Raw genomic sequence first — 20,818 nt, 5'->3', positions numbered from 1 at the left:
ACATTTATTATACCACATGTTTAATGAAAATATAAAGATAATTAGTTTTGTTAATTCCTATATCGTTGTCTCATAATTATTTGGGTAAATTTAATCTCTATTTTTTTTAAGCCATTTGAGGGATATATGGTGCTTGGCCTACTACTTAATGTGCATCGGATGTACTGATGAGCAGGTGATTTCGTCATAATTGCAGCAACTTCTGTGAAGCAAGATATATCGAAATTCATGTATCCTAACTTTGCGTTTGCTACACTGAGGTGAAAAATCGAAGTTCCGCGATTGAAAAATTTTAATTCGTTAATACCACTTTGTATTCTGTTTATATTTATGAAATTAAACATGCCCGCTGTACATTTACCGCATGAACAAGCCGATAGAAATTATACGAAAAACACGCGAATATTTATTAACGCTGGTAGACGGTTTAACGTTGGAGCAGTTGAACACTGTACCTGCCGGTTTTAACAATAACATTATCTGGAATTTGGGTCATCTGGTTGCAGCGCAGCAAGGGGTTTGCTATCGCCGTGCAGGGTTTGAATTAAGAGTAGACGAAATATTTTTCAACCTTTACAAATCCGATACAAAACCTGAACGCCCGGTTAGCCAGGCAGAGTTTGAAGAGATTAAGATGCTGTTTTTCTCAACTATAGACCAGCTCGAAGCCGACTATAAAGAGAACTTGTTTAGCAATTACGAGCCCTGGACAACCCGTTACGGTGTTGTTATTCATAATATAGACGAAGCTATTGGCTTTTTGCCGTACCACGAAGGTTTGCACATGGGGTATATAATGGCACTGAAAAGAGTTATTACCGAAAACAAGTAGTTTGTAACAACAGGTGAGCATAATCATCTTAAGAAGAACACAACACAATCACGATGACAAGAACGATACGTTTTGTAATTCCGCTTATCGTGGTTTTGGCTACTGCTCCGCTTTCCGCTAAGCTGCAGCCAAAACCTGCTGAAACAGATAAAGCATGGATCAACAAATCCAATCAATATACGAAACAGCTTATTGATCTGGATAAGAAGTATTCGCCCGAGTATGGTTCATCACAGGGTTTGGCCGAATATGATAAACTGGTATCTGTACCAACACTGGCCAATCAACTGGCACATCGTAAAGAAGAAGAAGTTCTGGTAGGACGTTACCGTACAGCTTTGAAAACGGAGAAAGATCCATTAGTAGCTCAGGATCTGAATATACTAATCGGCCACCTTACATTGGGCTTCCGTCAGCAGGATTTTGAAATGCACCGCCAGGTACCATTCCTGAATGCCGCCCCAATGATTTATGGCGGATTGGAAACTTTGCTTGACGACCAAACACCAGCCTTGCGCAGAACATCGGCTGTAAACCGCATGAAAAAATATGCAGGTTTGGAAAAAGGCTACCGGCCCATTACTGCTATTTTGCAAGAGCGGGTAGCACAGCAAATTGCTGGTAAGGGTATGATCTATCCGTCAAGGCAGCAAATGGAAGTTGAGTTATCCCGCAATTCAAGTATTGTTGATGGCATAGCCGAGCTGTGTAACAAGTATAAATTAACAGGTTGGGAGCAAGCTTATAGTGTGCTGAAAAAGCAACTACAGGCTTATGATCAGTGGACCCGCGAACATGTACTCACCAAGGCCCGTACCGATTTCCGTTTGCCGCCCGAAGAGTATGCTTTAGCTTTGGAAGGATATGGCGTTGATATTCCGCCTGCGCAACTGGCGCAAATGGCTCATGCTGCTTTCACCGAGATACAAAACGAGATGAAGCCCATAGCCGAGCAAATTGCCAGGCAGCGCAATTTACCTTCGGCTGATTACCGGGACGTAATTCGCGAACTTAAAAAGCAACAGGTGCATGGCGACTCCATCATACCGCTTTACGAACGCCATTTAAAAGACATCGAAGACATCATTCGGGAACATCAGCTGGTAACGCTGCCCAGCAGGCCCGCTATCATCCGTCTGGCATCCGCAGCTGAGACAGCCCAGAGCCCAGCACCGCACATGGTACCGCCACCATTTTTGAATAATACCGGTCAGCGCGGTGTATTTGTGCTGCCGTTAAATATGCCATCGGCGCCAGGTGATAAGAGCGCCAGCAAGTACGATGATTTTACTTTTGATGCAGCCTCATGGACGCTTACGGCGCATGAAGCCCGTCCGGGCCATGAGCTGCAATTTGATAAAATGGTAGAAGAAGGCGTTTCCCAGGCCCGATCACTTTATGCGTTCAACTCCACCAATGCCGAAGGCTGGGGCTTGTACGCAGAATACATTACCCGCCCTTACATGCCGCTTGAAGGACAGCTGGTTTCACTGGACTATCGTTTACTGCGTGCCGCACGTGCGTTTTTAGATCCTGAACTACAGGCAGGAACCGTTACGCAGCAACAGGCGCTTGATGTTTTAATAAAAGACGTGGTACAATCGCCAGCATTTGCACAACAGGAGGTTGAACGGTATACCATTAAAGCACCGGGCCAAGCCAATAGCTATTTTTATGGTTATACCCGCATGATTGCTTTACGTAAAGATACCGAACAGGCGTTGGGCAACAAGTTTAGTGCACTGCGCTTTCATGATTTTATCTTATCACAAGGTTTGCTGCCACCGGCGCTTATTCGCCAGGCCGTAACAAAAGAATTTATACCAGCCGAACTGAAAAAATAAGAGGTTATAATATTTAACAAAGAAAAAGCCGTTGGTACGAACCAACGGCTTTTCCTATTATTTAGATGCTTCGGCTAAAAGCGGCTAATTTGTTTATCCAATTCAAGCGCTGCACTGATTAGCGCGAGATGAGTAAATGCCTGCGGGAAGTTGCCCAGGTGTTCGCCCTGCTTGCCCAGTTCTTCGCTAAATAGCCCTAAGTGGTTGGCATAGCCGCGCATTTTCTCAAAGTTTTCAACTGCGCGCTCTATTTGCCCAGCTTTAGCCAACGCTTCAATAAACCAAAACGAACACATGTTAAAAGTACCTTCTTCTCCGTCAAGTCCATCAATTTTCTCAATGGCATTGTGATAGCGGTAAATAAGAACATCCAGTCGTAACTTATCATCAATTACTTCCATGGTTGATAGCCATCTGGGTTCAATAGGTGATATGAAATGTACCAAAGGCATAAGGAGTACGCTGGCATCAACCACTTGTGCACCTTTATATTGTACCCAAGCTTTAATGTCTTCATTCCAAAAGTTATGGTAGATGTCCATGTAAATATCGTCCCGTACTTTTTTCCATTCTGTTTCGGGGAATGGGAAAGACCGGTGTTCGGCAATTTTTATGGCCCTGTCCATAGCTACCCAGCACATGAGCCGGGTATGCAAAAAGGCTTTCTTTTCGTTTCTGATTTCCCAAATGCCATGATCCGGTTCTTGCCATGAATCTATAACCACTTGTACATACTGGCTTACCACCGTCCAAAACTCATACGTAATTGGCTTGAATGATTTATTGTAGATGTAAATTGTATCAATCAGTTCGCCATAAATGTCAACCTGTAACTGGTCGCGGGCGGCATTACCAACTCTCACCGGTTTAGAGTTCTTGTAGCCTTCTAAATGGTCAAGTTCTTTTTCATGCAAGTCGGTATTACCATCAACTGCATAAATTAATTGCAGATGATTGTCTTTGCTAACATCAAAAATCCAGTTCAAAAACTCGGTTGCTTCTTCAAAAAATCCCAGACGCAAAAATGCATACATGGTAAATGCGGCATCCCTAACCCAAGTATAACGGTAGTCCCAATTGCGATTGCCGCCTATAGCTTCGGGCAAACCAAAGGTTGCCGCCGCCACTACCGAACCATATTTGTGCGAGGTAAGCAGCTTTAAGGTAATGGCTGACCGGTAGACCAATTCGCTCCAACGCCCGTTGTAAGTAGATTTACTGATCCACTTGCGCCAGTTACCGATTGTTTGCTGATAGGTATTTTGGGTATAATGATTAATGTTGTGAAAAGCATCCTCCTTGCCAGCTTCTACCGATTCGAGTACAATATGTACAACGCCCGATTCTTTGACGGTAAACTCTGCATAGCCGTCATTTTCGTTTACTTGTAGCGGAACATCAGCAATTAAACGCAACTTGGAGTTGCCATCGTTTAATGCCGTAAATATGATTTGGTTATCGCTTATTTCAGCAGTGTGCTCGTTTCGGGCATAATTGAAGCGTGGTGCACAGTGCATCTTGAATGTAATATCACCGCGTACGGCCTTTACTTTTCTCACTATGGTACTCACTGCATCTTTATCATCAGCATCCAGCGGCATAAAGTCAATAATTTCGGCTATGCCCATTTCAGAAAAAAAGCGGGTCAGTAATACAGCCGTTCCGGGAATGTATAACTGTTTGTTTTTATAGGTGCCCATTTGTGGCTCAATAGAAAAGAATCCACCTTGTTTAGCATCCAGTATGGACGCGAAGATGGTAGGGGAATCGAACCTTGGGAACGACATAAAATCAATAGAGCCGTTGAGAGAAACCAGAGCTACTGTTTTTAAATCGCCTATAATACCATAATTTTCGATGGGCTCGTATGACCGGAACTGATGTTTCATGTTGCCTTAACAATTAAAGTAGTAGGTTGTTCCGCATCATCACATAGCAGGCGTATATTCTACGCCTCGGTAAGGCGTGATTGCAAAAGAAAAGCGTTTAGAAAAACAAAATCAAGAAATTTTAATTAAATACTACTAATTATATAGACATTGTATATATTTGTTTCAGAGCTCTGTTAAAGCATTTAAGTTAACTATATCATTATGATACATAAACAAGACATTATTCAGCAAGCAGATAATTACATGAGCACTTCAATGCGAATGTGTTGCTGTTAAGCTATCATTCGTAATAAAGCCCATTAAGTATCATTTATGTTACGATCAAAAAATCATTTTATAGTTTATCAGTCCGCTTTATTTTACCGGATTGCTTACGGTTTACGTGATTGTTGTATTTGCCTGAGATTTTCATGCAATTCATCAATCCACCAAATTAAAAACTTACAGTTATGCTTAACCAACATTTGAATTTCCCAGCGTTCGACGCTTTAGAATATACACCAGAACTTGAATACACCGACCGCCGTTATGTGCCGTTAACTCCGCTTGGGTCCGGAACGGGTGTTGAAAACTTACATACAGGTGTTATAGCTGCTAAGCACCCATTTCTGCATCGCGGTTCACTGGATGGTTATAACCTGTCGTTCCGTTACGCCGATAGGAGCTTAGTGTTATACTTTTACTCCCCTGAGTGGGGAAGCGCCGGCATTGAGCATTTGAAACAGCTAAATAATATACAGCATGATTTAGCTGCCTACCAGGCTAATTTGCTGGTTGTACATTCGGCTAATGATACTGATGCTTTGAACCTGATTTTACGGGAACACAATTTATCGTTCGAAACATTGAAGGATGAAAGCCATGAGCTGTCAAAATTATTGGGCATCTATAGTGAGCATAGCCCGGCCTGGAATACGTATGCAGGTATTGAAAACAACATCCCGCTACCGGCATTGTATGCATTTAATGATCAAAGCAAGATAGTATTTGACTACCCGAACGCGGGTATCGAGCTGAATTTACCATTAGCTTGTTTAGAATCGACCCTATTGCAACAAACCGGATTTTTTGTTCAGCGAAAGTCGGCTTAAAAGTATTTTGATAATTTACATAAAAGGCTTGCAAATCTTTGCAGGCCTTTTTTATTAACCGCCGCTTAAATATTATTATCCACAGGCCTGGCACGTATTCATAAAAAGTGTAATTTGCACAGTCTGCAAAGCCAGGCCAACTATTTACCATTATAAACCCTTTTCCCGAATGTAACTTTATGTTGCACCGTTACCCTGTGTTAGGCCGTTTAGGTTTATTAATCTGCACTATGTTATGGCTATTGCCTATGGCAAAAGGGCAGCATCAGCAGTATCAATTCTCGCAATTGAATATCAACCAGGGGCTATCGCATAACCAGGTTAATGACATATTTAAGGATAGTCGCGGTTTTATGTGGTTTAGTACGGCATCAGGGCTAAACCGTTATGATGGTTACGAGTTAGAGGTTTATAAAATCCATCCGCATGATAGCTCCAGCCTGGGCGATGATTATGTAAGCCGTGTTGTTGAAGGCCCGGAAAATAAGCTGATTGTTTTTACGCAGAAAGGCATCAATATCTATGATCCGTTAACCGAAAGGTTCCAGCAAAATGCTACTGCCTACTTCGAGCACCTGAATGTAGATTTAGCAACCTGCCAAAGTGTGTTCAAATCCAATACATGTTATTGGTTCAACAACGGAATTAAGGGTTTGTATTGCTACAACCCATTAACCCATAAAACTAAGCACCTAACTTATGGCAAAAATAATGTCAGCGATGTAGCAACAGGCCGGGTAACCTCAATTACTGCAGACACTAAAGGCAACTGCTGGATTATGCATGATAGTGGCGTTATTGAAGAGATAGACTGCAATCTGAAAGTTCTAAAAAGCTATCACGTATTTGCAGGCAATGCTGCCTCAAAAGATTACCAATTGTTTGTAGATGCTGCGGGCGATTTTTGGATTTATTGCGCCAGCGAGGAATACGGTGTCGACTTTTACAGTCCGTCTTCGGGTTTAAGCAAGCATTTAAGTAAGGATACTCACAAACTCAGTAATGATTTAGTTACCGGAATTGTACAGGATAAGAACGGCTTGGTTTGGGTGGCTACCGATCATGGCGGTATTAATATTGTTGACAAGCAGAATTTCAATGTAAGATACCTAAGCAATAAGGAGGATGATGATAAAACAATAGGCCAAAATAGTATCACCAAGGTTTATAAAGATACCGAAGGTATTATTTGGGTAGGTACGTTTAAAAAAGGCGTAAGTTATTACCATAAAGATATCATCAAGTTCCCGTTATACCGCCATTTGTTTTCGGATAAAAACAGTTTGCCCGGCAATGATGTAAATTGTTTTATTGAAGATAAAGCAGGCAATGTTTGGATTGGTACTAATGGCAACGGCTTATTATGCTTTAACCGTAAGTCAGGAATTTATACCGTATATAAACATGGTACTGATAGGAGCAGCCTGAGTAATGATGTGATCGTAAGTTTATGCATAGACCATGAAGACCAGTTATGGATCGGAACCTATTTAGGTGGATTGGATAAGTTTGATGGCAAACGGTTTTCGCATTACACACATCAGGATAAAAGCAATAATTCTTTATCAGATGACCGGGTATGGGAAATTATGGAAAATACGGACCATAGTCTTTGGATAGGTACTTTGTCTGGCGGTGTGGATTTGCTTAGTCCGGATAGAAGACATTTTACGCATTATAATACCCGGGTGCCCAACACATTAAATTCCGACAATGTTTTTACGATCAACAGAGACCATCAGGGTAAGATTTGGTTGGGTACCTCAAACGGAGTAAATGTATTTGATGCGGTTAAAAAGAAGTTTCGCTACTACACCAGCACCGCTGATAATACGAGCTTAAGCAACAACAATATAATAAACATTATTGAAGATAGCCGACACCTTACCTGGGTTGGCACTAGGCATGGCTTAAATGTGTTTGATCCAGCAACGGAAAAGTTCACACGGTTGTGTTCTGTTGATGGCTTGCCGGATAACACGATACTAACTATACTGGAAGATAACCAGCATCGTATGTGGGTAAGTACACCAAACGGGCTGTCATCTATCATTGTAAGCGGCAACAAACAGCAGGGATACCATTTTAGATTTAAAAATTACAGTCAGGCCGATGGTTTGCAGGGGCGTGAGTTTAACGAAAATGCCGCGTACAAACTTCGAAGCGGTGAGTTAATTTTTGGTGGTGCTAACGGGTTTAATCTTTTTAATCCGGCTAACATCAGTAATTGCAGCAAGCTGCCGAGCGCTATTTTAACCGACTTTCAGGTGCTAAATCATAGCATTGCAGTAGGCGAAGCGGTAAATAGCCATGTGTTACTTTCGCAGGCTATCTCATCAGCCAAAAGTTTAACCTTGCATTATAATGAAAATGTTTTTTCGCTTGCTTTTGCCAGCCTTAATTTTTTTAATCCCGATAAAACCAAATATGCCTACAAACTTGAGGGATTTGATAAGCAGTGGCAGGTAGTTGCAAGCAATGCACGCAAAGCTACCTACACCAATCTCGATCCCGGCACGTACGTATTTAAAGTGAAGGCTATTAACGAGGCTGGTGTAATGAGTACTAAACCGACAAGCCTAACGGTTACCGTATTGCCTCCGTTTTGGCGAACACCCCTGGCATACGTGTTATATTTCGTTGTTATTGCCGGCGCATTATTTTATAGTCGTTTCCAATCCATCAAGAAGTTGAAGCTTGATTTTGCGCTTCAGCAGGAGAGGCAGGAGGCCCAGCGTATGCACGAACTAGACATGATGAAGATAAAATTCTTCACCAATGTAAGTCACGAGTTCCGCACGCCACTTTCTTTAATTATTACGCCGCTCGAGAAAATGCTGAAGTCTAAGCAGGACGGTAACCATCATAACCTGGAACTGATACACCGCAATGCTCGCCGGTTATTAAATTTGGTAAACCAACTGCTCGACTTTCGGAAAATGGAGGTGCAGGAACTTAAGCTTAACCTCGTTCCCGGCGATGTGATTAAGTTCATACATGATATATCTCATTCATTCACCGATATCGCTGAAAAAAAAGACATCTCTTTTGCATTTAAATCTGGTAAGGAAAGCTTATATACTTTCTTTGACCACGACAAGCTCGAACGCATTTTATTTAATCTGCTTTCAAATGCATTTAAGTTTACCCCACAGAGCGGGCATATCGGCGTGGAAGTAGCAACCGCAAACTTAAACGCATCAAAGCAGCACGAGATAGAAATAAAAATAAGCGATACCGGCATTGGTATTGAAGCCGATAAAATTGACCGGATTTTTGACCGCTTTTTTCAAAATGATCTTAATGGTTCTTTGGTAAATCAGGGGAGTGGTATAGGTCTTTCTATTGCAAAAGAATTTGTGCGTATGCATGGCGGAGGTATTAAAGTGGATAGCCAGCCTGGTTACGGCAGTACTTTTACACTAACCTTGCTGTTGACTGAGGCAGCTGTTCCGGCAATAAATCTGCCTCATAATCTGGCGCACCAGCCGTCCGCCAATTCGGTGCCAAAAAACGAAATTTTAGAGGAGCAACAAAAAGAACTTATACCACTGGATGGAAAGAAACCGCTTATTTTGCTTGTTGAGGATAATGAGGATTTTAGATTTTATTTGAAAGACAACCTGAAGGAGCATTATACCGTTGCTGAAGCTGTTAATGGGAAAGAAGGCTGGCAAAAAGCGTTGGCTTTGCACCCATGCATAGTAGTGAGCGATATCAGCATGCCTTACATGAATGGTATAGAGCTGGTGGAAAAAATGCGGCATGATAAACGTACGCAACATACGCCTGTAATTTTACTTACCGCCCTAACCGGAGAGGAGCAGCAGCTTGCCGGATTGGAAAGCGGCGCTAACGATTATGTAACCAAGCCTTTCAATTTCGAGATACTGCTCTCAAAGATTAAAAATCAGTTGCAGCAACAGCAATCATACCGCAAAACCTATCAAAAGCAGGTTGAAGTAAAAACGTCGGATATTGAAGTATTGAACGCAGACGAGCGCTTTGTGCAAAGAGCATTAGCCGTTGTGGAAGCTAACTTAGCGAATACCGAATTTTCGGTTGATAAGCTTAGCCAGGAAATGAACATGAGCAGGGTTGCTTTATATAAACGATTGCTGGCATTAACCGGACAATCGCCCATTGAGTTTATCAGAAACATACGTCTTAAACGGGCAGAGCAGTTGCTGATCAAAAGTAAGCTGACAGTTTCTGAAGTTGCATATGAAGTTGGCTTTGGCAACCCCAAAGCCATGACCAAGTATTTTAAGAAAGAGTTCAATAAGCTTCCATCTGATTATCTCAACAGCAGGACTTAAATCAGCAAATACTGTTTTTCTTAAGAAGCATTGAATGGCAATATTCAATGCTTTTTTGTTTGATATGTTCTGCGCTTTTGATAAACTATTGTTAATCAGTGAATTGATATAGGTTAACATTTTGATACCCAAACATTAACATTATCATACCCTGACGTTTTCCTACCGCTAATACATTAGCGAAATAAACCAATTGTATCATTTACCAAGCTGAAAGAAGCGTTCAAATTGTGCTGCTTGCTTGTATTGCATCGTCTAATCAAGTTAATGCCCAGCATTGCTGCAATCGATTAAATTTTATTCAGCTTAACCAAGTTAGCTAATTACACAATACCAATTATAGTAATATGAACCAATTATTTACTTACCTAAACTGAGCTTCAACAAATGGAAAAAAAAGTCAGACTCTTAAAGTTGATCGTTTTCCTGTTTGCTACACTTTGCATAAGCGCTGTACACACCGCATCGTATGCGCAAAGTAAACGGAAAATTACAGGTACTGTATTAAGTGCTACAGATTCTCAACCCTTGCCGGGCGTTGCCGTAAGAGTATCTGGCGGTACTGCCGGTGCCGCAACAGACGCTAATGGTGCTTTTAGTATTGAGGCGAAAACCGGCGATGTGCTTACCTTTTCTTTTATCGGCTTTCAGCCAAAAAATTTAACTGTTGGAGAGGGGAGCACTGTACGTGTAGCTCTTACTGAAGAATCCAAGGGCCTTAATGAAGTGGTGGTAGTTGGCTATGGTACCCAGGTAAAAAAACTGGTAACCGGCGCTACCGTACACGTGGGCGGCGAAAGCTTAACCCAAAACCATAATTTACAGGTTGAACAAGCCTTGCAGGGCCAAACACCAGGCGTTCAAATTACTTCCACATCGGGCCAGCCCGGCGAGGCTTTAAAAGTTAGGATCCGTGGCATTGGTACCACCGGAACTTCTGATCCGCTTTATGTGGTTGATGGCGTGCAAACAACCGACATTTCTTACCTGAACAGCGCCGACATTGAAAGCGTAGACGTACTTAAAGACGCTGCTTCGGCAGCTATTTATGGTACTCGGGCAGCAAACGGCGTTATCTTAATCACCACACGTAAAGGCAAGTCGGGTGCGTCGCGCGTTAGTGTGGATGGCTATTACGGTATCCAGAATATGGCAAAAAAGCTGCCGATGCTGAATTCCAAAGAGTATGCTGTTATCATGAACGAGGCAGCGATCAACTCCGGCTCGGCGCCGTATTTTACAACCGGTCAGATTAACCAGTTAGGCACCGGAACAGACTGGCAGGATGCCGTTCGCAACGAAAACGCGCCTACTCAAAATTATACCATCAATGTTTCGGGCGGTAACGATAAATCTACTTACTCCACATCGGCTTCTTATCAGTCGCAGGTTGGTATCATCGGGCCAAACGATGAATCAAAATTTGAGCGGATTACCTATCGCCTGAGCACCTCCACCAAACTGTATAAAGACGTTATCAGGATAGGCGAGGACATTACATTTAGTCATAGTAAAAGACGTGGTTTATCGGTAGGCAATATTTATGCAAACTCGCTTAGAGGGGTATTCAATACCAGTCCGCTATTCCCGGTATACAATGCAGATGGTACCTATGCCAAATCATCATTTAATAATGAAGAAGCAAACCCGGTTGCACTAATGGAGTACCAGAGCTATAATAAGCGGGTAACAGATCGTTTGGTGGGCAGTGCCTATGTAGAAGCCAACTTCTTAAAGTACTTTAAATTCAGGTCGGCATTAAGTCTGGATTTGGCGTATCCATCTACCAATTCGTTCACACCTCTGTATAACCTGGCAACCAACGTATATACGGCATACAATAGCGCCTACTATCAAACCGACAAAAACACCAGCTACAACTGGGATAATACTTTGACTTACGATCGGTTATTTGGCAAGCATAAGGTGAGTGCTTTGCTGGGTACTACCACTATGGAGCAAACGTACCACACGTTTTATGCAACCAAGCAAAACCTAACCATACCCGATTTTGAACATGCCGAACTGGTTAACGGTACCACTTTGGGTGCGGCTACAAGCGTGTCAAGTAACCGTACACCGTATGCCCTGCAGTCCTACTTTGGCCGGGTAAATTATAGCTATAATGACAAATACTTGTTTACCGCCATTTTGCGCAGAGATGGTTCCAGCCATTTTGGTCAAAATAACAAGTACGCTAACTTTCCTTCGCTCTCAGGTGGCTGGGTAATATCCAGCGAGGATTTCATGAAGAGTTCAAAATGGCTCGACTTTTTCAAGATACGTGCAGGCTGGGGTAAAAATGGTAACGACCGCATTATCGACCCGTTTGCTTACCTGGCAACGGTATCTGCAATAAATAAAGACTATTATTTTGGCAATACCGAGCTCAAAGCAATCGGCGCATCGCCCGATCGTTTGGCTAACCCCAACCTGCGTTGGGAAGCATCAGAACAAACCGATATTGGTTTTGATGCCACCATTTTCCGCGACTTTACCATCAACTTTGATTGGTACAACAAAACCACTAAGGACTGGCTTTTGGTGGCACCTATACCAGCCATTGTTGGCACCGGCGCACCATACATTAATGGCGGTGCAGTGAGCAACAAAGGTGTTGAATTTGCAGCGGCATTCAATCATAAATATGGCGACTTTAACATCGGCATAAATGGTAATATCTCATTCAACAAAAACCGTGTAACCGAAATTGCTAACAGCGAAGGTATTATTCACGGTAATACCAACGTGTTTTTTGTTGGGATGGACGAGATGTACAGAGCAGAGGTTGGTCACCCCATCGGTTACTTCTATGGATTGAAAACCAACGGTGTTTTCCAAAATGACGCTGAAGTTCAATCCTACAATAAAGGCGGTGCACTTATACAACCTGGCGCAGTACCGGGCGATGTGCGCTTTATTGATCTGAACAACGACGGCAAGATAGACCAAAACGATAAAACACAGATTGGCGATCCAAATCCACATTACACCTACGGAGGCAGCATTAATATGGGGTATAAAGGATTTGATTTTGCAGTATCCGTGTATGGTGTTGGCGGTAACCAGATTGCCAACGGTGTAAGGGCTTATGACAGACCGCGAAACAATTACACCACCGATATATTGGAGCGCTGGCATGGCGAAGGCACTTCTAATCGCTTACCGAGGGTTACGCTAAACAATGAGCCTAACCAAAATTACGCCCGCTTTTCTGACTTGTATATCGAAAACGGGGCCTTTCTGCGAATTAAAAGCGTAAACCTGGGATATGATTTTAAGCGGTTATTGCCTCCAAGCTTTCCACTACAGCAGCTCCGCTTATACGTGTCGGCTACCAACCTGTACACCTTCACCAAATATTCGGGATTAGACCCGGAGGTAGGGTATGGTGACCAGACCTGGGCTTCGGGTACCGATTTGGGCTATTATCCGCAGCCCCGTACTTACATTTTAGGTTTAAGTGTGAAATTTTAATTGAAAATCAACAATGAAAAAGATATTCATAGCAGCTGCTTTACTAACACTGGCCAGCTCGTGCGGAAAAGACTTTTTGAATAAAACGCCGATTGACCAGCAAACAGATGTTAACTATTACAAAACACCACAGGATGCATTTAGTGCTCTGGTAGCTACCTATAGTGTATTGGACTGGGGCGATTATGGGCACATTATCTTAACCTCCGAAATTGCATCTGACGATTGCTTTGGCGGTGGTGGCAACACCGATGGCGGATGGCGGCAGTGGGACCGTTTCCAAAATTATACCGACCTGAATGCGGCTGCATGGACTAAGTATTACACCGGTATTTTCCGTGCCAATACTTTGCTACAAAAAATTGCCAATATTGATTTTGGCGGTAATGCCGCCCTAAAAAACCGCTATACAGCCGAAGCAAGATTTTTGAGAGCCTACTTTTACTTTGATCTTGTACGCATGTTCGGTAACGTGCCATTACTCGATGCACCTCTTGAGCCGGGGCAATATGATCGTCCGCAAGCTAACCCGGATGATGTTTATAAACAAATAGCACAGGATTTGAAATTTGCAGCGGCTAATATTCCGGCTACGGCTTATAGCGCCATTCCGCAGAGTGAATATGGTCGTGCAACTAAATGGGCTGCCGAGTCGCTATTAGGACGTGTGTTTTTATACTACACCGGTTACTATTCCAAGTCGGAAATTACAGGCGAGGTTACCCGGCAGGATGCGCGCAACGCTATTGAAGATGTAATTACAAACAGTGGTTACGGTTTGGTTGACAAGTTTCCGAATTTATGGCAGGCAGCCCAAGCCAGCTTTGTTGGAGAGGATAATAAAGAAACCGTTTTTTCAATCAAATACACCTGGCAGGGCTTAGGTAACTGGAATTCGCAAAACGGCAACCGCTGGCAGGTAGATATTGCCATCCGTAACCAGACGCTACCGCCATATTACAAAGGCTGGGGCGCTGCAACTGTAAACCCCAAACTGTACAATGCTTACGAAGCTGGTGACACACGTAAGGGCGCTTCCATTATCTCAATCGAAGACGAGAACCTGACGGCATTCAGCCAGGGCGATCAGTATCAATATACCGGCTACTACTGGAAAAAGTATACACCCATCGTCGGCATGCTGGCCGAAGACAAAGGCGGCGATTTCCAGATAGATAACTATTACGATTACATTGCCATCCGCTTTGCCGATGTGTTGCTGATGGGGGCCGAGCTTAATTTGGATGCCGACTTAAGTAAGGCACAAAATTACTACAACATGATACGCGATCGTGCCTTTCAGGACATCCAGCATCGCAAAATGCTTAGCGGTGGTAGCAACGGTTTGCAGTTAATTATGCAGGAGCGCCGTTTGGAGCTGGCTTTAGAAGGCATGCGCTACTGGGATTTGTTAAGGCAGGGTATACCTGTAGCTAAGCAAGCGATAGATAACAGTGGTATGGGAGCCGACTTTGATGTATCGTTCAGAACCGAGACTAAAGGCCTGCTGCAAATTCCGCAAACGCAGGTTAGCTTGTCAAACGGTAGTTTGAAACAAAATCCCGGATGGTAACCAATTAACTTAATAACAAAATGAAAGCATTACATATATTTTTGTTTTTTGCCTTGTCTGTTGCGCTGGTGTCATGCGACCCACGGGAAGACAGGAAGAATTTGCCCGAACCCGTATTGAAGTCCGAACTAAAATTTTCGGTAACACAAAAGCAGGGGTATGATAACATCATCATGCTCGAAAGCAAAACGCTCGGTAGCCTTGCCTACTGGGATTATGGTACCGGTACAACTAATAAAATGAAAGATACCATTAATCTGCCGTTTGCGGGTCAGTACTGGATTCGCTATACTGCCTTATCGGGCGGGGGGCCGGTTACAGATTCTGTACAGGTAAAGGTATCGCAGAACGATCCTGAATATTTTAAAGACCAGCGGTGGGCGTATCTTACCAATGGCACGGCCGGCAAAACCTGGGTATTGGACATGAGCAGCCCAATTGGCTGGTATGGTACCGACTACCTTTTGCATAATGGCTCAAGCAACGACTGGTCATACCAGCCCGACTATGCCGGTAACACCTGGGTGATGGAAAATAAAGATTGGGGGTACATGAACTTCAGCCTGAATGGTGGCGCAAACTATAGCAAAGTAACTTATGATGCATCCAGCAAACCTGTAACATCAAGGGGGAGCTTTAATCTCGATCTGGTAAACCAGAAAATAAGATTTACAGGTGCCGATTTGTTTTTCGGTGGAGATTACCGTAGCCACGCCAGCAACTGGACCAATGTCTTCATTTTCTCTTTAACGGCTAACAAGCTTATGTTAGGCGTATTACGCGACAATGCAGCGGCAGGCGGACCTGCATATATTGTATTCAGTTACAAACCTAAACCGTAACCATTTTTTTATAAAAGGAGAGACTAATTTAGGTTTCTCCTCATCAATAGTTTATGGCCTATTCTAAAAATATACTAACTGCGCTATTGGCATTCGGCTTATCTGTATCCATTGTTCATGGTCAGCAACAGCCACGCGTGCAGGATTTTGACCAAAGCTGGAAATTCTTTTTAGGTGATGCACCGGCTGCCAGCCAGGAAAAGTTTAATGACTTGAAATGGCGAAGCTTGAACTTGCCGCATGATTGGAGCATTGAAGGTAGCTTCAGTAAGGATCACCCGGCAGGTACGGGCGGAGGCGCGCTACCAGGGGGGATAGGTTGGTACCGCAAAACCTTTACTGTGCCCGCAGCCTTAAAAGGTAAACAGGTGTATATTGATTTTGATGGCGTTTACCGAAATAGCGAGGTTTGGATCAATGGCCATTTGCTGGGTAAACGTCCTAATGGATATATTTCATTTGAGTATGAGCTTACGCCGTATTTGAAATTTGGCCAAAACAACGTGATCGCTGTCAGGGCCGATAATGCCGATCAGCCCAACTCGCGATGGTATTCCGGTTCTGGTATCTATCGTAACGTATGGTTGGTGACCACCAATAAGATAGCTGTCGGTCATTGGGGAACTTACGTAAATACACCGGTTGTTTCAGCTGATAAGGCAACGGTTAACATTAAAGTAGATGTTAAAAATGCTACGGGAGCAGGCCAAACTGTAACTGTAAAAAGCCGAATAGTAGACGCCGCCGGAAAAACCGTATCAGGTAGCGGGTCTGTTGGATTCAAAGTGTCTGGTAAAAATGCAATGGCTGATCAGCAGTTGACTGTAACCAAGCCAAATTTGTGGTCGGTTGATAATCCTTATCTCTACAAAGTAGTAACCGAAATTGAGCAAAATAACAAAGTGTTAGATACATATACCACCCCGCTGGGTATCCGTTATTTTAATTTTGATGCTTATAAAGGCTTTTCATTGAACGGCAAGCCGCTTAAAATTCTGGGCGTATGTAATCACCATGATTTGGGCTGTTTGGGTGCTGCTTTTAACGTACGTGCTGCTGAACGCCAGTTACAGATATTGAAGGCGATGGGCTGCAACAGTATACGTACCTCACATAATCCACCCGCACCGGAACTACTGGATTTATGCGACAAGATGGGCTTTATTGTAATGGACGAAGCCTTTGATATGTGGAAGATTGCAAAGACCAAACAAGATTATCACCTGTACTGGGATGAATGGCATAAGCGCGACTTGGAAGATCAGTTACTACGAGACCGCAACCATCCTTCGGTTATGATATGGAGTATTGGTAACGAGATCATGGAACAGTACAGCCAGACCGATACCAGCGGCCGCCCCATAGCCCGCGAGCTGGCCGCAATTGTTCGTGGTATGGATAATCGGCCTATCACTTCGGCGCTTAATGAGCCGCAACCGTACAATAATATCATTAAGTCTAATGCACTTGATTTGATAGGATACAATTACCATCATCAGGATTTTGCTTCGTTTCATGAGCGGTATCCCGGTAAAAAGTTCATCGCAACTGAAACCACATCAGCCCTGGAAACTCGCGGACAGTATGATATGCCATCAGACAGTATACGCCGCTGGCCGCATAAGCCCGAAGAGCAGTTAAAGGATGGTAACCCGGATAACACCGTTTCTGCTTATGACAATGTATCTACCCCATGGGGATCAACTCACGAAGAAACCTGGAAGATCATGAAGAAGTACGACCACCTGTCGGGTATGTACATCTGGACCGGATTTGACTATCTGGGCGAGCCCACACCTTACGAATGGCCATCCCGAAGCTCCTACTTTGGTATTATAGATCTGGCCGGTTTCCCGAAAGATGTATACTATATGTATCAAAGTGAATGGACCAGTAAAAACGTGTTGCATATTTTACCGCATTGGAACTGGCAGCCCGGCAAAACAGTTGATGTTTGGGCTTATTACAACAATGCAGATGAGGTGGAGCTATACCTCAACGGCAAATCGTTAGGCATAAAAAAGAAACAGGGTGATGACCTGCACGTAATGTGGCGGGTAAAATACGAGCCGGGAACCATTAAGGCCATATCCCGCAAAAACGGTAAAACGGTGCTGACACGCGAAGTGCACACGGCAGGTAAACCGGCAAAGTTGCAGCTCATAGCCGACCGGTCACAAATTAAAGCTGATGGTAAAGACCTGTCATTCGTAACCGTAAATGTGCTGGATAAAAACGGAAACTTAGTACCCGATGCTGCACACAAAGTTAGCTTCAAGGTTAATGGCGCTGCAAGTATTGCCGGTATGGATAATGGTAGCCAAACCAGCATGGAGTCATTCAAGGGTACGCAGCACAGCGTGTTCAATGGTGTAGGTTTGGCCGTAATACAATCACGTGGTAAAGCAGGGAATGTGGTTTTAACCGCCAGTGCTGCTGGTTTGCAACCAGCAAGCATTACCATCAAAACCAAATAGTGCCACATGAGATTATCAATTTATGCACTATTACTTTTGCTATTTGGAAGGCAGGTAGCCAGCGGTCAGGACAATACCGTTTTTAAGCATCCTGCCAGAGGATTCACCAGCTGGCAGCCCGCGGCTACCTGGGAGCAGGCACTTTTAAGCGGCAATGGCACTATTGGAGCCCTCGTAATGGGGCAGCCGCATCAGGAAACCGTAATCTTAAGCCACGCCTCACTTTATCTGCCTTTAAAAAAAAGCGGTAAGGATTTTGAGCAAGCCAGCAAGTTGGAAACCATCAGGCGATTGAGTTTGCAAGGAAAGTTTACCGAGGCTGCATCATTGACGGAAACATTGCGCCAAGAGCAAGGTTATACGGATGAACGCGATCCGTTCATCCCGGCGTTTGATTTGAAAATTGAACAACATGCCGGCAATATAAAACGCTATCAGCGTGCGGTAAATTTTGAAACAGGTGAGGCCATTATAAACTGGCAGGATGATAACGGCACGTTTACCCGCAGGCTGTTCGTTTCCAGACCGGATAGTATGGTGGTGCTGTCTATTAAAGGGACCGGCAAAATCAATACCTCTTTAGCTTTCAGACGCCGCCCTGTTGAGTGGCAGCAGTGGAAGTTTGTGAACGATAATATTGAAAGTGCGAACAGTGATGCAGTAGGACAATGGCTAACCTACAGCAGCACTTTTAAAAATACCAATCCCGGTGCTGTACAGGGGTACGAAGGGGTAGGGCGGTTGGTGTTAAAAGGCGGCAGCAGTAAGGTGGTGAATGGCAGCATACAGGTAACTAATGCGGATGAAGTTTTACTCCTCATTAATATCAAGCCCTTATATGATAAGCAAAGCTCTAATATACCAGCAATGAAAAGTGCTTTTGTTTCTGCACGGGCCGATTATGAAACCTTGCTGACATCACATGCGCAAATTCACGGGAGTATGTTCAACCGTGTGCAATTGGATTTAGGTGGAAGCCTGCAGGACCGAAATTTGAATTCGGAGGAAATATTATTGGCTGCCAAAAGTCGGATGCTGTTAGCTTTGGTTGAGAAGGTGTTTGACGCAGGCCGATACAATATCATTAGTTGTACGGGTACTAATCCGCCAAATTTGCAAGGCTTATGGAGCGGTACCTGGACGGCTCCCTGGGCAGGCGGCTTTACGAATGATGGCAACCTGCCGACTGCAATTGGCGGTTTGCTGGCCACAAATACGCCCGAACTCATGTTGCCGTACTTCAACTATCATGAGTGTTTAATTGGCGATTACCGTAAAGAAGCACGCTTGCTTTACAATTGCCGCGGTATACATATACCAGCGCAGGAAACAACCGCAGGCGTAGAAAGTGATTTTGGAAAAACATGGTGCCTTACGCTGTGGACCGGTTGCGCTGGCTGGGTGGCCCATTACTTTTACGATTATTACCAATACACCGGCGATAAAGCTTTTTTAGCCAACCGCGCTTACCCATTCATGAAAGAGGCCGCCCTGTTTTATGAAGACTTTCTGAAAGTGGGTGCCGATGGTAAACTAATTTTCAATCCTTCTTATTCACCCGAAAACAATCCGGCCAATAGTAGCTCACAAGCGGTAATCAACGCCACGATGGATGCAATGATAGCCCGCCAGTTACTGCGCAGCTGTATTGATGCGGCCGGGCAACTCCATACCGACAAAAACAAGGTTGTGCTTTGGAAGCGAATGCTTACCCAAATGCCCAGCTATAAAGTGAATAGTGATGGTGCATTAAGTGAATGGCTTTGGCCCAATCTGCAAGACAATTATAGTCACCGCCACGCGTCGCACCTGTATGCTTTGTATGATTATTTAGATCCTGACTTTGCCGCAAGCAATAAATTGCAGCAGGCTGCTAAAACGGCAATAGATAAAAGGATGCAATTTCGGATAAAAGAAGGGGGCGGCGAAATGGCTTTCGGTTTGGTACAGCTTGCCTTGGCCAGCGCTCACTTAGGTGAAGCTGAGAAGGCTAAACAGTTGGTAAACTGGCTGAGCAGCAAATACTGGTCAAGCAGTATGGCATCGTATCATAATGTAGGCGAGTTGTTTAACACCGATATCAGCGGTGGTTTACCTTACGTCATCACGCAAATGTTATGCTATAGCGAGCCAGGTGTGCTAAGGCTACTGCCTGCTTTACCCAGTGAGTGGCCGAGTGGCCGTATCTCTGGCTTGCTCGCACGGGGACAGGTAGAGGTTAAGTTGCTGGTTTGGCGCAACCATCATATCGATGTGGTGTTGCACTCCGCAATCAAACAAAAAATCAGACTCCAATTGCCGGGAAAAGTAAAGACAATTAGTGGAGCAGATAAAAGCCGTATATCCGGCACTAATTTAAGTTTGCCGGCCGGACAGGATATTAGCTTAAGTATTGATATACAGTAATAAGTTTAATATAAATAAACAATTAGTACAGCGCGAAATAATTAATTCATGAACCAATATTTTTT

Annotated in this window: 10 protein-coding genes; 9 read left to right on the top strand and 1 reads right to left on the bottom strand. The window is 43.8% G+C overall.

The annotated features are described in order from the left end of the window. The first annotated feature begins 364 nt into the window (after positions 1-364). Both KHS38_RS02555 and KHS38_RS02550 read left to right on the top strand, forming a co-directional pair. On the top strand, positions 365-832 hold the full coding sequence (locus KHS38_RS02555) for a DinB family protein (protein WP_213486751.1): 468 nt from the start codon (positions 365-367) through the stop codon (positions 830-832). A 53-nt stretch (positions 833-885) separates the two neighbouring features. Next, a complete protein-coding gene (locus tag KHS38_RS02550) occupies positions 886-2,676 on the top strand; it encodes a DUF885 domain-containing protein (RefSeq protein ID WP_213486749.1) in 1,791 nt (596 codons plus the stop codon). 74 nt (positions 2,677-2,750) lie between these two features. On the opposite strand, the gene KHS38_RS02545 is transcribed toward KHS38_RS02550, so the two are convergent. Next, complete coding sequence (locus KHS38_RS02545) at positions 2,751-4,565, bottom strand: glycoside hydrolase family 15 protein (protein ID WP_213486747.1); 1,815 nt, start codon at positions 4,563-4,565, stop codon at positions 2,751-2,753. A gap of 452 nt (positions 4,566-5,017) precedes the next feature. On the opposite strand from KHS38_RS02545, the gene KHS38_RS02540 reads away from it, so the two are divergent. The 7 genes from KHS38_RS02540 to KHS38_RS02510 all read left to right on the top strand — a co-directional run bounded on the left by KHS38_RS02540 (position 5,018) and on the right by KHS38_RS02510 (position 20,753). Then, positions 5,018-5,659: a redoxin domain-containing protein gene (locus KHS38_RS02540; RefSeq protein WP_213486744.1), complete on the top strand. Its 642-nt coding sequence runs from the start codon at positions 5,018-5,020 to the stop codon at positions 5,657-5,659. Between the two features lie 248 nt (positions 5,660-5,907). Then, positions 5,908-9,978 (top strand): hybrid sensor histidine kinase/response regulator, encoded by a 4,071-nt coding sequence (locus KHS38_RS02535; protein ID WP_249665256.1) that lies wholly within the window; start codon positions 5,908-5,910, stop codon positions 9,976-9,978. Between the two features lie 387 nt (positions 9,979-10,365). After that, a complete protein-coding gene (locus KHS38_RS02530; RefSeq protein WP_213486742.1) occupies positions 10,366-13,455 on the top strand; it encodes a SusC/RagA family TonB-linked outer membrane protein in 3,090 nt (1,029 codons plus the stop codon). Positions 13,456-13,468: 13 nt separating this feature from the next. After that, the gene (locus KHS38_RS02525; RefSeq protein WP_213486741.1) at positions 13,469-15,028 is read left to right on the top strand and encodes a RagB/SusD family nutrient uptake outer membrane protein; all 1,560 of its coding nucleotides are present in this window, start codon (positions 13,469-13,471) and stop codon (positions 15,026-15,028) included. Positions 15,029-15,048: 20 nt separating this feature from the next. After that, complete coding sequence (locus KHS38_RS02520) at positions 15,049-15,870, top strand: hypothetical protein (protein ID WP_213486740.1); 822 nt, start codon at positions 15,049-15,051, stop codon at positions 15,868-15,870. Positions 15,871-15,923: 53 nt separating this feature from the next. Next, positions 15,924-18,347, top strand: a complete 2,424-nt coding sequence (galB, locus tag KHS38_RS02515; RefSeq protein WP_213486739.1) for a beta-galactosidase GalB — start codon at positions 15,924-15,926, stop codon at positions 18,345-18,347. Between the two features lie 6 nt (positions 18,348-18,353). Beyond that, the gene (locus KHS38_RS02510) at positions 18,354-20,753 is read left to right on the top strand and encodes a glycosyl hydrolase family 95 catalytic domain-containing protein (RefSeq protein WP_213486738.1); all 2,400 of its coding nucleotides are present in this window, start codon (positions 18,354-18,356) and stop codon (positions 20,751-20,753) included. The last annotated feature ends 65 nt before the right edge of the window (positions 20,754-20,818 follow it).

Origin of the sequence: Mucilaginibacter sp. Bleaf8, assembly GCF_018390515.1 — a bacterium.
In the GTDB taxonomy this organism is placed as follows: Bacteria; Bacteroidota; Bacteroidia; order Sphingobacteriales; family Sphingobacteriaceae; genus Mucilaginibacter.
Note: the sequence above shows the minus strand (reverse complement) of the source record. Positions and strands in the feature narration are given on the sequence as shown.

What these genes read in the sequence shown, in the direction of transcription:
- KHS38_RS02545 (WP_213486747.1), bottom strand. Translation starts at nt 4,565, where the DNA reads ATGAAACATCAGTTCCGGTCATACGAGCCCATCGAAAATTATGGTATT.
- KHS38_RS02510 (WP_213486738.1), top strand. Translation starts at nt 18,354, where the DNA reads ATGAGATTATCAATTTATGCACTATTACTTTTGCTATTTGGAAGGCAG.
- KHS38_RS02550 (WP_213486749.1), top strand. Translation starts at nt 886, where the DNA reads ATGACAAGAACGATACGTTTTGTAATTCCGCTTATCGTGGTTTTGGCT.
- KHS38_RS02530 (WP_213486742.1), top strand. Translation starts at nt 10,366, where the DNA reads ATGGAAAAAAAAGTCAGACTCTTAAAGTTGATCGTTTTCCTGTTTGCT.
- galB (WP_213486739.1), top strand. Translation starts at nt 15,924, where the DNA reads ATGGCCTATTCTAAAAATATACTAACTGCGCTATTGGCATTCGGCTTA.
- KHS38_RS02535 (WP_249665256.1), top strand. Translation starts at nt 5,908, where the DNA reads ATGGCAAAAGGGCAGCATCAGCAGTATCAATTCTCGCAATTGAATATC.
- KHS38_RS02520 (WP_213486740.1), top strand. Translation starts at nt 15,049, where the DNA reads ATGAAAGCATTACATATATTTTTGTTTTTTGCCTTGTCTGTTGCGCTG.
- KHS38_RS02555 (WP_213486751.1), top strand. Translation starts at nt 365, where the DNA reads ATGAACAAGCCGATAGAAATTATACGAAAAACACGCGAATATTTATTA.
- KHS38_RS02540 (WP_213486744.1), top strand. Translation starts at nt 5,018, where the DNA reads ATGCTTAACCAACATTTGAATTTCCCAGCGTTCGACGCTTTAGAATAT.
- KHS38_RS02525 (WP_213486741.1), top strand. Translation starts at nt 13,469, where the DNA reads ATGAAAAAGATATTCATAGCAGCTGCTTTACTAACACTGGCCAGCTCG.